General features: G+C 56.8%; 10 protein-coding genes. 5 read left to right on the top strand and 5 right to left on the bottom strand.

Annotated features, from left to right (window positions below):
• The first annotated feature begins 34 nt into the window (after positions 1–34).
• Positions 35–2,620, top strand: coding sequence for a TIGR02302 family protein (locus TA5113_RS10455; RefSeq protein ID WP_058315043.1), 2,586 nt, complete (start codon positions 35–37; stop codon positions 2,618–2,620).
• A 31-nt stretch (positions 2,621–2,651) separates the two neighbouring features.
• Here TA5113_RS10455 and TA5113_RS10450 read toward each other — a convergent pair whose 3' ends face one another.
• The gene (locus TA5113_RS10450) at positions 2,652–3,818 is read right to left on the bottom strand and encodes a zinc-ribbon domain-containing protein (protein WP_058315044.1); all 1,167 of its coding nucleotides are present in this window, start codon (positions 3,816–3,818) and stop codon (positions 2,652–2,654) included.
• 146 nt (positions 3,819–3,964) lie between these two features.
• On the opposite strand from TA5113_RS10450, the gene TA5113_RS10445 reads away from it, so the two are divergent.
• The 4 genes from TA5113_RS10445 to TA5113_RS10430 are packed head-to-tail and all read left to right on the top strand — an operon-like array spanning position 3,965 to position 6,870.
• Positions 3,965–4,642, top strand: a complete 678-nt coding sequence (locus TA5113_RS10445; protein WP_058315045.1) for a cell division ATP-binding protein FtsE — start codon at positions 3,965–3,967, stop codon at positions 4,640–4,642.
• 20 nt (positions 4,643–4,662) lie between these two features.
• A complete protein-coding gene (locus tag TA5113_RS10440) occupies positions 4,663–5,544 on the top strand; it encodes a cell division protein FtsX (RefSeq protein ID WP_058315756.1) in 882 nt (293 codons plus the stop codon).
• Positions 5,544–6,287 (top strand): lysophospholipid acyltransferase family protein, encoded by a 744-nt coding sequence (locus TA5113_RS10435; protein WP_058315046.1) that lies wholly within the window; start codon positions 5,544–5,546, stop codon positions 6,285–6,287. The genes TA5113_RS10440 and TA5113_RS10435 overlap by 1 nt, the downstream gene beginning before the upstream one ends.
• On the top strand, positions 6,265–6,870 hold the full coding sequence (locus tag TA5113_RS10430; RefSeq protein WP_058315047.1) for a pyridoxamine 5'-phosphate oxidase family protein: 606 nt from the start codon (positions 6,265–6,267) through the stop codon (positions 6,868–6,870). Before TA5113_RS10435 ends, TA5113_RS10430 begins: the two co-directional genes overlap by 23 nt.
• Before the next feature lie 222 nt (positions 6,871–7,092).
• On the opposite strand, the gene lpdA is transcribed toward TA5113_RS10430, so the two are convergent.
• From lpdA to sucD, 4 genes are all read right to left on the bottom strand, one after another.
• Positions 7,093–8,490: a dihydrolipoyl dehydrogenase gene (gene lpdA / locus TA5113_RS10425; RefSeq protein WP_058315048.1), complete on the bottom strand. Its 1,398-nt coding sequence runs from the start codon at positions 8,488–8,490 to the stop codon at positions 7,093–7,095.
• A 115-nt stretch (positions 8,491–8,605) separates the two neighbouring features.
• The gene (gene odhB / locus TA5113_RS10420) at positions 8,606–9,817 is read right to left on the bottom strand and encodes a 2-oxoglutarate dehydrogenase complex dihydrolipoyllysine-residue succinyltransferase (protein WP_058315049.1); all 1,212 of its coding nucleotides are present in this window, start codon (positions 9,815–9,817) and stop codon (positions 8,606–8,608) included.
• Positions 9,818–9,823: 6 nt separating this feature from the next.
• Complete coding sequence (locus TA5113_RS10415) at positions 9,824–12,781, bottom strand: 2-oxoglutarate dehydrogenase E1 component (RefSeq protein ID WP_058315050.1); 2,958 nt, start codon at positions 12,779–12,781, stop codon at positions 9,824–9,826.
• 104 nt (positions 12,782–12,885) lie between these two features.
• Positions 12,886–13,767, bottom strand: coding sequence for a succinate--CoA ligase subunit alpha (sucD, locus tag TA5113_RS10410; protein WP_058315051.1), 882 nt, complete (start codon positions 13,765–13,767; stop codon positions 12,886–12,888).
• Position 13,768 lies beyond the last annotated feature (1 nt).

Genomic DNA, 13,768 nt, shown 5'->3' with positions numbered 1-13,768 from the left:
AGAGCCCCCGTTTGGGAGCACGATTTGAGGTCTCATGGCGCAGGCTGACCGCGCGAAAGCCGTCCTGAGCAAGCTAAGCTGGGTTCTATCGCTGACGCGACTGGGCCTGTTTTCTGAACGTGTGATTCGCGCCTTCTGGCCCGTTTGGTCTCTGATTTTCGTGGTTTCAGCCGCCCTCATGATGGGGTTGCAGGATGTGCTTTCTCTTGAATTGGTCTGGGCGGCGGGTGTTCTGTGTCTCGCGGCGCTGCTGTTTTTCATTTGGCAGGGCGTTCGGCGCATAACGCTACCGAGCCGTGATGAGGCGCTGCAGCGGCTGGACGACACTTTGCCGGGGCGTCCCGTGCAAAGTTTGCTCGATCAACCTGCGTTGAGAGAAAGTGACCCAGCAACCCAAGCGCTCTGGCAGGCACACCAGCGCCGTATGGCTGATAAGGCGGCTTCGGCGCGGGTTCCAAAACCGAATTGGGTGGTTTCCCATCTCGATCCGTTCGGATTGCGCTTTACTGCGCTCCTTTTGTTCTGCGTTGCTCTTTTATTTGGCAGCGTTCATCGCGTGGGCAGCCTGTCAGATATGGCCCCCAACTCCGCTGCGCCCTCGATTGCTGCGGCGTCATGGGAAGGTTGGGTTTCGCCGCCGCGCTATACTGGTCTTCCGACGCTCTATCTCAATGATTTGCCTGCAGGTCAATTGACACTACCGGTCGGGAGCCAAGTGACATTGCGCTTGTACGGCGAAGTTGGCGCTTTGACCGTGAACGAGACGGTGTCCGCGCGGACCGAAGTTCCGAGTGCGGCCGATTCAGCGCAGAGTTTTGAGTTGAACAAAGATGGCACCCTTGAAATTGCTGGCGAGAATGGTCGGCAATGGCAAGTTGCGCTGATCCCCGACGCACGGCCTGAGGTGACGAATGTCGGAGAAGCAACCGTTTCCTCACGGGGGGAAATGACGCTGCCTTTCTCTGTCAAAGATGACTACGAAGTTGTCGATGGGTCTGCGCGTTTGGCCCTTAACCTTGATCGGGTCTCGCGCCGGCACGGGCTTAAGTTTGATCCTGAAAACACGGATCCTTTAGATCTGGTGCTACCTTTGCCAGTGACCGGCCAACGGGACGCATTTGATGAGAACCTGATAGACGATTTCTCGGCGCATCCTTGGGCGCATTTGCCGGTCGAGGTGACGTTGCAGGCCCGTGATGCGGCAGGTCAATTGAGCGAGCCGAAGGTGGTGCAGTTCGATCTGCCTGCCCGCCGGTTCTTTGATCCCATGGCCAATGCATTGGTGGAAATGCGCCGTGATCTTCTTTGGTCAAGGGAAAACGCAACCCGCGTTGCGCAGTTGATGCGTGCCATTTCGCACCGCCCCGATGAAGGTGTGTTCCGCAAAGACAAAGATTATCTGCGCCTTCGTACGATCCTGCGCCACCTTGAGCGTGTGATCCCAGCGGGTTTGCCTGATGAGGATCGCAAGGCGATCACGGACGAACTTTGGGCGTTTGCAATTGAGCTGGAAGAGGGCGATCTGGACGACGCTCTGGAGCGGATGGAACGCGCCCGAGAGCGCCTTGCCGAGGCCATGAAGAACGGCGCGAGTCCCGAAGAGATTGCGCGTTTGATGCAGGAACTGCGCGAGGCGACACGCGACTACATGCGCCAGCTTGCGCAGCAGAGCCCTTCCAGCGAGCAAACGCCGGGGGAGCAGCAACAAGCGCAAAACCGCATGGAAATGAACCAAAGCGACATCCAGCGCATGATGGACCGGATCCAAGAGCTGATGGAGCAGGGCCGCATGGCGGAAGCGCAGCAGGCTTTGGAAGAATTTCAGCGTATGATGGAGAATATGCAAGTGACCCAAGGCGGGCAGGGGGAGCCATCGCCCGGCCAGCAAGCCATGGATCAATTGGGAGAGATGCTCCGGGATCAGCAAGGGCTGAGCGACGAAGCCTTCCGCGATCTACAGGAACAGTTCAATCCGAATGGCCAGCCGGGGCAGCCCGGCCAACAAGGCCAGCCGGGACAGTCACAGCCCGGTCAAAGCCAAAATGGACAGTCTGGACAAAACCCCGGACAATCCCAGCAGGGTGAAAACGGATCTGGCGAACAGGGCGAAGGCCAAGGCGAACGGGGTTTAGAAGGCGAACTCGCGGATCGACAGCAAGCTTTGCGCCAAGAACTCCAGCGACAGCAACAGGGCTTGCCCGGTCAAGGTACCCCTGAAGGGGACGCCGCACGGGAGGCGTTAGATCGCGCTGGCGAAGCTATGGATGGTGCGGAAGACGCGCTTCGCAATGATGATCTGGCCGAAGCGATTGATCGACAGGCCGATGCCATGGAAGCGTTGCGCGAAGGCATGCGCAACTTGGGTGAGGCGCTCGCACAGAACCAAGAAGGCGAGGGTCAAGAAGGCGATGGCCAGAACACGCGCGGAGCTGGACTGGATCCTTTGGGTCGAAACCCTGGTGAAACTGGATTGTCCAATAGCGAGGAAGGCCTGTTGCAGGGTGAGGACATCTATCGACGGGCGCGGGAGATCTTGGACGAAATCCGCCGCCGTGCCGGAGAGGAAGAACGCCCTGAAATTGAACGGAATTATCTGAACCGGTTGTTGGATCGGTTTTAAGGGAATGCCGGGCTGAAGCCCGGCCTACAATTTACCCTTCAGATGAGAGCCCATCGAGCCATAACATCAGCTTCGTCATCTGCGCATCAAGCCCAAGGCGCACACTATCCACTCCATTCACAAACGCGGACACAAAAGTGCTTGAACCTGGAATGGTCTCACTGACCGTTTCAGAGTTTGTGTAGATCAGCGCGCCCGCAGCAATCAGCAACAATGCCAAGGCAAATCCCATGCGTCGACCACCGGCTCGACGCTGACTTGGTGTTGGCCGTCCATCTGGCTGCTCCTCAGGCATGCGATCTTCAGTTGCGCGCAGCGTTGAGTTGATCTCTTCAATGTCAGGCAACAAATCTCGGCGCGAATTTTCAGGCACAGGCTGAGCGGGTTGACCTGCAGCATCCGGAGAAAGGCCACGCATCCGGGCCATCCGGTCCCGCGCCTGTTTGGCGCGTTTGGCCGCGTCATCAAGCGGTTGTTCTTCGAGACCTAAATCAGGCTGGCTTTCGAGATTTGTCTCTTCTGCCCGTTTTTCGGCCTCTAATGCGGCCTCTTCTTGCAAGATGCCGGCGACGGTTGGATCAATTGTGCGCCGCGGTGGTGTGTCATGTTCGACCGGTTCTTCTGGTTCATCTTGTGTGGGTTCGAAATAAATCTCGTCTTCGGCTTTGCCTAGTGACTTGGCTTCGTCGACGTCCGACGCGGCTGCTTCTGGTTCGACCTTTGGCGCGTCAGCTTCGATCTCGCCTAAAGCTTCGTCGAGTTCATCTTCAAAATCTTGATCCGCTTGTGCAATCGCAGGGGTCGGCTCGTCTTTTTCCGGGATGTCCGTGATCTCGACCGTCGCACCAGGTCGGGCACGACGTAGCGCTGCTTTCACCGCCTCTGCCAATACCGCATCGGGTGCGTCCGCGGCCATCGTTACGGGCCCATCCTCATTAGAATTGTGGTTGGGTTCTGGCGCCTCTGGCACGGCCTCCGCTAGTGGTTCATCCGCCGGAACCTCAGGCGTCCATTCTTCTTCTGGCTGCGGAGTTTCTTCAGAGGTCGATAGATCTTCTTCTGCCGCAGGAGCGGTGTCCGGGTGGGCCTGAAACCACGTTGATCCGCAGTTTGAGCATTGCACATCGCGGCCTTCAGGTGGAATCACATCATCAGGCACTTCATATTGCGCATCGCAATTTGGACAAACTAACCGCATGAACCCCTTAAACCCCAGTTAACCTATGGTCTTTTACACAACATATTGTGGAATGGCTGCGCGGGAAAGTGCAAAGGCGTGTATGCTTATATTGCAACCAAAGCGATGCTACGGCACAACAGGGCAAATTGTGATTGAGGCCCGAAGTGATTGAGTTGAACAACGTCGCCTATAGTTATGGCGGTGGAGAGCTATTAAGCGAGATCGACCTGTCGATTCAGCCCGGGGATTTCTATTTCCTGACTGGCCCGTCTGGGGCCGGTAAAACCACATTCCTGAAACTCTGCTACGGCGAACTTACGCCGACCGCGGGCCATGCGTCGCTGTTTGGGCAGGATATTCGCACAATGACCCGTGACGACCACGCGATGACCCGTCGCCGGATCGGAGTGGTGCATCAGGACTGTCACTTCCTTGATCATTTGCCATTGGCAGACAATGTCGCGCTGCCGTTGACTGTTTCGGACCGCAACGATCTTGAACAGGTGGCGAACCTAAAGGAACTGCTGACTTGGGTGGGGCTGAAGGAACGCGCAAAAGCTCTGCCGCCCGAACTTTCTGGAGGCGAGCGGCAACGCGCGGCCTTGGCACGCGCTGTCATCATGTCGCCCGATATCGTGCTTGCTGACGAGCCGACCGGGAATGTCGACTGGGAAATGTCTCAGCGCTTGCTGCAACTGCTGATCGAGCTCAATAAAATGGGCAAAACGGTGATGATCGCAACCCATGACATGAATTTGATCCGCGCCGCGAAATCCAAGGTGCAGGCGCGCGTGTTGCGTATCGCGAACCGTCGCGTGCAATTGGCGGGGGCGGATCTGTGAAGCGTTTCTTCAATGACATTATGGCAGTGATCGTTGGTGATGCCCAAGCGGACCGTATGGTGCCACCCACGGGGTTCACCGCGCGTCTGACCTTGTTTGCGTCTGCCGCCATGGCCTTCCTCGCGGTTTTTGCCATTGCGCTGTCACTGGCCTCTGGCCGTTTGGCTCATCGCTGGGGGCAGGAACTCGCACAAAGCTCCACTCTGCGGATTTCAGCCCCGGTCGAACAGATGGCTGCCCAAACGGCAGCCGCGTTGCGTGTGCTCGAGACGACACCGGGCATCGCGAAAGCCGAGGCGATGTCTGATGAAGAGCAACAAGCTCTGCTGGCACCATGGTTTGGGCCGGATTTGCCGGTCGAAGATTTGCCGATCCCGCAGTTGATTACAATTGAGGAAACCGCTGAGGGTTATGATTCAGCTGGCTTGCGTTTACGTCTGCAAGCGGAAGTGCCCGGCGCAATCTTGGATGATCACACCAGATGGCGCAAACCCCTGCAACAAGCGGCCTCACGGCTGCGTTTGCTGGGTTTCCTATCCGTCGTCTTGATCGCATTGGTCACTGCTGCGATGATCACTCTGGCTGCGCAGGCCGCTCTTGCAGCAAATGCTAAGATCATTGCGGTACTGCGCCTTGTCGGGGCCCAGGACAGCTACATCGCAAAGGCTTTTGTAAGACGTTTCACATTTCGTGCCTTTAGCGGCGCTGCAGCGGGAGCATTTGTCGGCTTTCTCGCGGTGCTCCTATTGCCAGCTGCACAGGAGCAGGGCGGATTTCTCACCGGTCTTGGTTTCCAAGGGCTGTCAGCGCTTTGGCTGCTGTTGATCCCGCTCCTTGCAGCAATTGTGGGCTACTTTGCGACCGGCACCGCCGCACGGCGTACCTTGAAGGAACTTCGTTAATGACCGTCCAGTGGCTGCGCTCGCTGTTTTTCATCATCCAGATGTATGTTGTGATGCTGATTATGGGACTCGGGTTCTTTATCCCATCCCTCTTTAGCCGCGACATCGCGATCTATGGCATGAAGCTCTATTGCGCGTGGGTGCGCTGGACGCTCTCTTGGATGGTTGGCCTAAAGACCGAGATGCGCGGCCCGCTCCCGGAAGGCAACGTGATCGTTGCCGCTAAACACCAGAGCTTTCTTGACATTATCATGCTGATGGGCTGGCTGCCGTCGGGCAAATTCATCATGAAGCGCGAATTGATGTATGCGCCGATCCTCGGGCAATACGCGCTGCGCATAGGCTGCGTGCCCGTCAATCGTGGCAAGCGTGCACAAGCGATCAAGAAGATGGCGGATGATGTGCGCAAAGGGACCCGCCATCCGGGGCAATTGATCATTTACCCGCAAGGCACGCGGATCGCTCCGGGGGTGAAAGCCCCTTACAAGATCGGAACCTTTGTCCTTTATGAGCAGATCGAGCAGGCCTGTGTGCCTGTCGCGGCCAATGTGGGTCTCTTTTGGCCGAAACGCGGCATCCTGCGGAAACCGGGCAAAGCGGTGATTGAGTTCATGGACCCCATCCCCGCGGGTCAGGATCAAAAAACTTTCATGAAAACCCTAGAAAACCAAATTGAAGAGCGCTCAAATGCGCTTATGGCAGAAGCAGGGTTTGACGTGAATGCAGTTCATCGAGACGATTGAAGATCTAGAAAGCCATTACGGCACTCCGGGGGCAGCGGCCACGCGTAAAGTGGCTCAACACTTAACACCCCTGTATCGCAAATGGATCATGGCCTCACGCCTCTGCATGGTCAGCACTGTCGGTCCTGAAGGCACGGATGGCAGCCCGCGGGGCGATGATGGCCCTGTGGTATTGGAACTCGATCCGCAAACGCTGGCGATGCCCGACTGGCACGGCAATAACCGCATCGACACGCTGCGCAATGTTGTGCGTGATCCGCGCATATCATTGATGTTCATGGTACCCGGCTCCAACAACGTCGTGCGCGTGAATGGGCAAGCGAAAGTGACCGCCGATGCGGCGCTGCGGGAACGTTTTGAGTTCAAGGGCAAACAACCCCGAACAGTGATCGTCATCAAAATTCAAGAGATCTACACCCAATGCGCACGCGCCTTGATGCGCGCCCGGCTTTGGCAAAGCGATGATGAAAGCGCGGATCTTCCGACAGTTGGCCAAATCCTTGCCGAACAGACTGACGGCGAAGAGGGTGGCAAGCCATACGATGACGCCTGGGGTGCGCGTGCAGCTGACACAATGTGGTGAAGATCGGGCCGCACGGATTTGTGAAGCGGCTTGAGGAGAATTCCGCGGCCCAAATGCCTACGTTTGGCTAAGCGCAGCCCCGATGCGCGCCAAGGCTTCAACCTCGGAGGAGGCCTTAGGCGGAGCGACAGACACCCCATTCCCCCTGTCGCTCTGCCTTAACTCTGCAAAAAGAAAAAGGCGGCCAATTTAGGCCGCCTTTCTTGTTCGATATAGACTTGCTTATGCGTGGATTGGACCGTCGCCGCAGGCCAGCGCCGCTTCGCGAACCGCTTCCGAATAGGTCGGGTGTGCGTGGCAGGTGAGGGCGATGTCTTGTGCAGATGCGCCAAATTCCATGGCCACGCAGATCTCGTGGATCATGTCACCGGCCGCTGGGCCGATGATGGCTGCGCCGAGAACGCGGTCGGTTTCTTTGTCCGCAATCAGCTTTACAAAACCGTCCGCTTGACCAACCGCTTTCGCGCGGCCGTTGCCCATGAAGGAGAACTTGCCAACCTTGATCTTGTGACCCGCTGCTTTCAGCGCGTCCTCGGTCTGGCCAACGGTTGCAACCTCAGGAGTGGTGTAAACCACGCCCGGAATGACGCCATAGTTCACGTGACCATGGTTGCCCGCCAGAACGTCCGCAACCGCCATGCCTTCGTCTTCGGCTTTATGCGCAAGCATCGGGCCTTCGATCACGTCGCCGATGGCGTAGATGCCAGGCACGTTTGTCGCCCAGTTGCCGTTCACAGCAATCTGACCGCGTTCTGTCATTTGCACGCCAAGCGCGTCCAGTCCCAGACCTTCCGCATATGGCTTACGGCCGGTCGCCACCAGAACAACATCCGCGTCGAGAACCTCTTCGGCGTCCGGGGATTTCTTCAGTCCGTATTTGACCTTGGCTTTGGTCTTGGATGCATCCACACCAGAAACAGCCGCGCCCATGATGAAGTTCAGGCCCTGCTTCTCAAGGATTTTCTTGAAGGTGCGCTGAACGTCTTTGTCCATGCCCGGGCAAACCGCGTCCATATATTCAACGACGGTGACTTCAGAACCGAGACGCGCATAAACGGAACCCAGTTCCAGACCAATCACGCCCGCGCCAATCACGGTCATTTTCTTAGGGATCTTTTTCAGTTCCAAAGCACCGGTGCTGTCCACAACAACACCTGCATCATTGTCCACTTCAACACCCGGCAGGGCGGATGGCACAGAACCAGACGCAATCACGATGTTCTTGGTCTCGTAAGTAGTGTCGCCCACGGTGACCTTGCCCGCCGCAGGGATGCTCGCCCAGCCTTTCAGCCAGTCGATCTTGTTCTTCTTCATCAGGAACTCAACACCGCCGGTGTTCTGGCCGATAACATTGTCCTTGTAGGTCAGCATCTGTTTCCAGTCCACGGAAGGCGATTTGCCCTTCAGGCCCATATCCGCGAAGTTGTGCTCCGCTTCATGCAGCATGTGGGTCGCGTGCAAGAGCGCCTTGGACGGGATACAGCCCACGTTCAGGCAGGTGCCGCCCAGGGTCTCGCGGCCTTCCACGATAGCGGTTTTCAGGCCCAGCTGGGCGCAGCGGACAGCGGAGACATAGCCGCCAGGGCCTGCTCCGATGATGATGACGTCATATTGGGACATATTTGTCTCCTAGAAATTCGGGCGGGTTTAGGGGGCTCTGCCCCCGATGCCTTTGGCATCTCCCCGGAGTATTTATGCAAAGAAGAAAGGGGGGCGTTGTGCCCCCCAATTCAGATTACAGGTCCATCAGCAGGCGACGTGGGTCTTCCAACGCGTCTTTCACGCGCACAAGGAAGGTCACCGCGCCTTTGCCGTCCACGATCCGGTGGTCGTAAGACAGGGCCAGATACATCATTGGGCGGATTTTGATTTCGCCGTTGATGACCATTGGACGGTCCTGAATTTTGTGCATGCCGAGGATGCCGGACTGCGGTGGGTTCAGGATCGGTGAAGACATAAGGGAGCCGTAAACACCGCCGTTAGAGATGGTGAATGTGCCGCCCTGCATCTCTGCCATGGACAGTTTGCCGTCACGTGCGCGTTTGCCTTTTTCAGCGATCGCCTTTTCGATGTCTGCAAAAGACATGGAGTCAGCGTCGCGGATCACAGGAACAACCAGACCGGTTGGTGTGCCGGCTGCGATACCCATGTGAACGAAGTTTTTGTATACGATGTCGGTGCCGTCGATTTCAGCGTTCACTTCAGGCACTTCTTTCAGCGCATGCACACATGCTTTTGTGAAGAAGGACATAAAGCCCAGACGCGCGCCGTGTTTCTTTTCGAACTCGTCTTTGTACTGTTTGCGCAGCGCCATCACCTCGGTCATGTCGACCTCGTTGTAGGTGGTCAGCATCGCGGCTGTGTTCTGAGAGTCTTTCAGACGTTTCGCGATGGTCTGGCGCAGGCGGGTCATCTTCACGCGCTCTTCGCGTGCTGCGTCATCTGCTGGAACCGGTGCACGAGGCGCTGCGGACGCTGCTGGCGCAGGCGCTGCTGGCGCAAGCGCTGCTTTCAGCACATCTTCTTTCATCACGCGGCCATCGCGACCAGAGCCAGAAACAGCTGCCGGATCAATGCCTTTTTCAGCCATCAGTTTGTTGGCGGATGGCGCGTTCTCAACGTCAGAGCGACCTGCGGTCGGTGCAGGTGCTTCAACCGCTGGGGCAGGTGCCGCTTCTGCCGCAGGGGCGGGAGCTGCTGCCGCGCCGTCGCCTTCAGCGACGTAAGCCAGCAATGCGTCAACGCCAACGGTATCGCCTTCTTGCGCAACAATGTCGCCCATGACACCGGCCACAGGGGACGGTACTTCGACGGTCACTTTGTCGGTTTCCAATTCGCAAAGCATTTCATCGACGGCAACCGCGTCACCTGGCTGTTTGAACCAGGTGGCAACTGTTGCTTCGGTCACGCTTTCGCCCAGAGTAGGGACACGTACTTCGGTGGACATATTAATTTACCCTTCAATGGTCAGCGCGGCGTCGACCAGCGCTTCTTGTTGAGCTTTGTGTTGGCTTGCCAGACCGGTGGCTGGCGAAGCGGAAGCCGCTCGCCCGGCGTAGGTCGGACGGGTGTGTTTGGCTTTGATACGGCCCAAGACCCATTCGATATTCGGTTCAATGAAGCTCCAGGCACCCTGGTTCTTCGGTTCTTCCTGACACCAGACCATCTCTGCGCCTTTGAAGCGCTCCAGTTCTTTGACCAGAGAGATCGCTGGGAACGGATAGTATTGTTCGATCCGCAGGAGGTAGACGTCGTCAATGCCACGGCGATCACGCTCTTCCAGCAGGTCGTAGTAGACTTTACCGGAACACATCACCACGCGTTTGATCTTGTTGTCCGCCACCAGTTTGGTGTCGCTATTGCCTTGCTGTGCATCGTCCCACAGAACGCGGTGGAAGCTGGATCCTGTGGTGAATTCTTCGGTCTTGCTGACCGCCAGTTTGTGGCGCAGCAGAGACTTTGGAGTCATCAGGATCAAAGGCTTCCGGAAGCTGCGGTGCAGCTGACGGCGCAGGATGTGGAAGTAGTTCGCAGGCGTTGTACAGTTCGCAACGATCCAGTTGTCACCGCCACACATTTGTAAGAAGCGTTCCAGACGCGCAGAGGAGTGCTCTGGGCCCTGGCCTTCAAAGCCGTGCGGCAGAAGAACCGTCAGACCTGACATCCGCAGCCACTTGGATTCGCCAGAGCTGATGAACTGGTCAAACATGATCTGCGCACCGTTGGCGAAATCACCGAACTGCGCTTCCCAAAGGGTCAGCGCATTTGGTTCTGCCAGTGAGTAGCCATATTCAAAACCCAATACCGCGTATTCGGATAGAGCAGAGTCGATGACTTCGTACTGCGCCTGACCTTCACGGATGTTGTTGAGCGGGTAGTAACGCTCTTCCGAGTTCTGGTTCACAATGCCGGAGTGACGTTGAGAGAATGTGCCCCGTGTCGCGTCCTGACCGGACAAACGCACTGGATAGCCCTCTGTCAGCAATGAGCCAAACGCCAGCGCTTCGCCAGTCGCCCAGTCAATGCCCGCCCCTGTGTCAAACATCTTGGTACGTGCGTCCAAGAAACGATTAATGGTGCGGTGCAGAGGATAGCCTTCTGGGACTGTTGTCAGTGCTTTGGCAACGTCATCAAAAGTTTCCGGTTTGATGGCGGTTTCGCCACGCTGGTACTCTTCGTCCTGACGATCCAGGTGGGACCACTTGCCATCCAGCCAGTCGGCTTTGTTTGGCTTGTACTCTTTGCCCGCTTCGAACTCGGTGTTCATTTTGGCCTGGAAAGCGGCCTTCATGTCTTCGATTTCGCCTTCCGGGATCAGACCGTCTTTGACCAAACGCTCTGTGTACAGAGACAGGGTCGTCTTGTGACCTTTGATCTTCTTGTACATCACCGGGTTGGTGAACATCGGCTCGTCGCCTTCGTTGTGACCAAAGCGGCGGTAGCAGAAGATGTCCAGAACCACGTCTTTGTGGAATTTCTGGCGGAATTCAGTTGCCACTTTCGCTGCGTGCACAACCGCTTCTGGGTCATCGCCGTTCACGTGGAAGATTGGCGCTTCCACAACCAACGCGTTGTCGGTCGGGTATGGAGAAGACCGAGAGAAGTGTGGCGCGGTTGTGAAGCCGATTTGGTTGTTCACAACGATGTGCATGGTGCCGCCGGTCTTATGGCCACGCAGGCCAGACAGAGCGAAACATTCTGCCACAACACCTTGGCCTGCAAAGGCCGCGTCACCGTGCAGAAGAATCGGAAGAACCGAAATTCGGTCGTCGTCGTTCATCTGGTCTTGCTTGGCGCGCACTTTACCCAGAACAACTGGGTTCACCGCTTCAAGGTGGGATGGGTTGGCTGTCAGCGACAAGTGAACGCTGTTGCCGTCGAATTCGCGGTCAGAAGACGCACCAAGGTGGTATTTCACGTCACCAGAGCCATCAACGTCTTCAGGCTTAAAGGAGCCGCCTTGGAATTCGTTAAAGATCGCGCGGTATGGTTTGGCCATCACGTTGGCGAGGATGTTCAAACGACCACGGTGGGGCATGCCAACCACGATGTCTTTCACACCCAACGCGCCGCCGCGTTTGATGATCTGTTCCATCGCTGGGATCAGAGATTCACCACCGTCCAGACCGAAACGCTTGGTCCCCATGTATTTCACATGCAGGAATTTCTCAAAGCCTTCCGCCTCAACCATCTTATTGAGGATCGCTTTGCGGCCTTCTTGAGTGAAGGTGATTTCTTTGTTGAAACCTTCAATGCGCTCTTTCAGCCAACCGCTCTCTTCCGGGTTGGAGATGTGCATGTATTGCAGCGCGAAAGTGCCACAATAGGTCCGCTTCACAATGTCCAGGATTTGGCGCATGGTGGCGATTTCGAGGCCCAGAACTTTGTCGATAAAGATCGGGCGATCCATGTCCGCTTCTGTAAAGCCGTAGGACGCTGGGTCGAGTTCCGGATGCGGGGTCGCGTCGCGCATGCCCAATGGGTCAAGGTCCGCAACCAGGTGACCGCGAATACGGTACGCGCGGATCAGCATCAACGCGCGGATGGAATCTAGAACCGCTTGCTTGACGGCGTCGTCAGACACCTCAACGCCTTTTTCTGCGGCTTTGGCTTTGATCTTGTCACCAGCGGCTTTGCCTTCGGCTGCTGCAGGCCATTCACCTGTCAGAGCACCGGTCAGATCATCATTGGGGGCCATTGGCCAGTCGCCACGGGACCAACTTGGTCCGGCCGCTTCAGCTTTCACGTCCAGCTCTGCGTCTCCGAGCTGACGGAAGAATTCTTGCCAGGACGCGTCCACTGCGTTCGGATCAGCTGCGTACCGGGCGTACATCTGTTCGAGGTACTCGGCGTTGTGACCCTGCATAAAGCTGGATGCGTGGAAAATATCGTTAGGGGATTGGTCGGTCATTGGAGGTGACTCCCGAGCCACTACTGGGTTTCATTTTAACGTCCAGCTTGGTGCTGGATTAAGAGACAGGCCGGGAATACGGCCTGCCTCCAATTCAAAAACGATTAGCCGATCGCTTTCAAGACCGCTTCGCCCAGACCTGCTGGGCTGTCAGCCACAACGATGCCCGCAGACTTCATTGCTTCGATCTTGTCTTCCGCGCCGCCTTTGCCGCCAGCAACGATCGCGCCAGCGTGGCCCATGCGACGGCCTGGAGGGGCTGTACGGCCCGCGATGAAACCAGCTGTTGGCTTCCAACGGCCTTTTTTCTTCTGCTCCGCGAGGAACTCGGCCGCTTCTTCTTCTGCAGAACCGCCGATTTCGCCGATCATGATGATGGACTGAGTCTCATCGTCATCCAGGAACATGTCCAGCACGTCGATGTGCTCTGTGCCTTTGATTGGGTCGCCGCCGATGCCCACAGCTGTGGACTGGCCCAGACCTATGTCTGCGGTTTGCTTAACCGCTTCATAAGTCAGTGTGCCGGAGCGGGATACAACGCCCACAGAGCCGCGCTTGTGGATGTGACCTGGCATAATGCCGATCTTACATGCGTCAGGTGTGATGATACCTGGGCAGTTAGGACCGATCAGGCGAGAAGAAGAGTTCTCCAGTGCGCGTTTCACTGCCATCATGTCCAGCACAGGAATGCCTTCAGTGATACAGATGATCAGTTCCATTTCCGCGTCGATGGCTTCCAGAATGGAATCCGCCGCGAAGGGAGGAGGAACATAGATCACGGAAGCGTTCGCTTCGGTAGTCGCTTTCGCTTCGTGCACGGAGTTAAAGATTGGCAGGCCCAAATGTTCCTGACCACCTTTACCCGGTGTCACGCCGCCAACCATTTTGGTGCCGTAAGCGATTGCTTGTTCAGAGTGGAAAGTACCCTGAGAGCCGGTCAGACCCTGACAGATGACTTTGGTATTTTCGTCTACGAGAATGGCCATT

This window comes from Cognatishimia activa (assembly GCF_001458335.1).
Taxonomy (GTDB): Bacteria; Pseudomonadota; Alphaproteobacteria; order Rhodobacterales; family Rhodobacteraceae; genus Cognatishimia; species Cognatishimia activa.
This window is presented reverse-complemented; position numbering and strand designations above follow the sequence as displayed.

Excerpts from the sequence above, each read along its gene's own strand:
- TA5113_RS10455 (WP_058315043.1), top strand. The coding sequence starts at position 35 with ATGGCGCAGGCTGACCGCGCGAAAGCCGTCCTGAGCAAGCTAAGCTGG.
- TA5113_RS10450 (WP_058315044.1), bottom strand. The coding sequence starts at position 3,818 with ATGCGGTTAGTTTGTCCAAATTGCGATGCGCAATATGAAGTGCCTGAT.
- TA5113_RS10440 (WP_058315756.1), top strand. The coding sequence starts at position 4,663 with ATGGCAGTGATCGTTGGTGATGCCCAAGCGGACCGTATGGTGCCACCC.
- TA5113_RS10435 (WP_058315046.1), top strand. The coding sequence starts at position 5,544 with ATGACCGTCCAGTGGCTGCGCTCGCTGTTTTTCATCATCCAGATGTAT.
- TA5113_RS10430 (WP_058315047.1), top strand. The coding sequence starts at position 6,265 with ATGCAGTTCATCGAGACGATTGAAGATCTAGAAAGCCATTACGGCACT.
- lpdA (WP_058315048.1), bottom strand. The coding sequence starts at position 8,490 with ATGTCCCAATATGACGTCATCATCATCGGAGCAGGCCCTGGCGGCTAT.
- odhB (WP_058315049.1), bottom strand. The coding sequence starts at position 9,817 with ATGTCCACCGAAGTACGTGTCCCTACTCTGGGCGAAAGCGTGACCGAA.
- TA5113_RS10415 (WP_058315050.1), bottom strand. The coding sequence starts at position 12,781 with ATGACCGACCAATCCCCTAACGATATTTTCCACGCATCCAGCTTTATG.
- sucD (WP_058315051.1), bottom strand. The coding sequence starts at position 13,767 with ATGGCCATTCTCGTAGACGAAAATACCAAAGTCATCTGTCAGGGTCTG.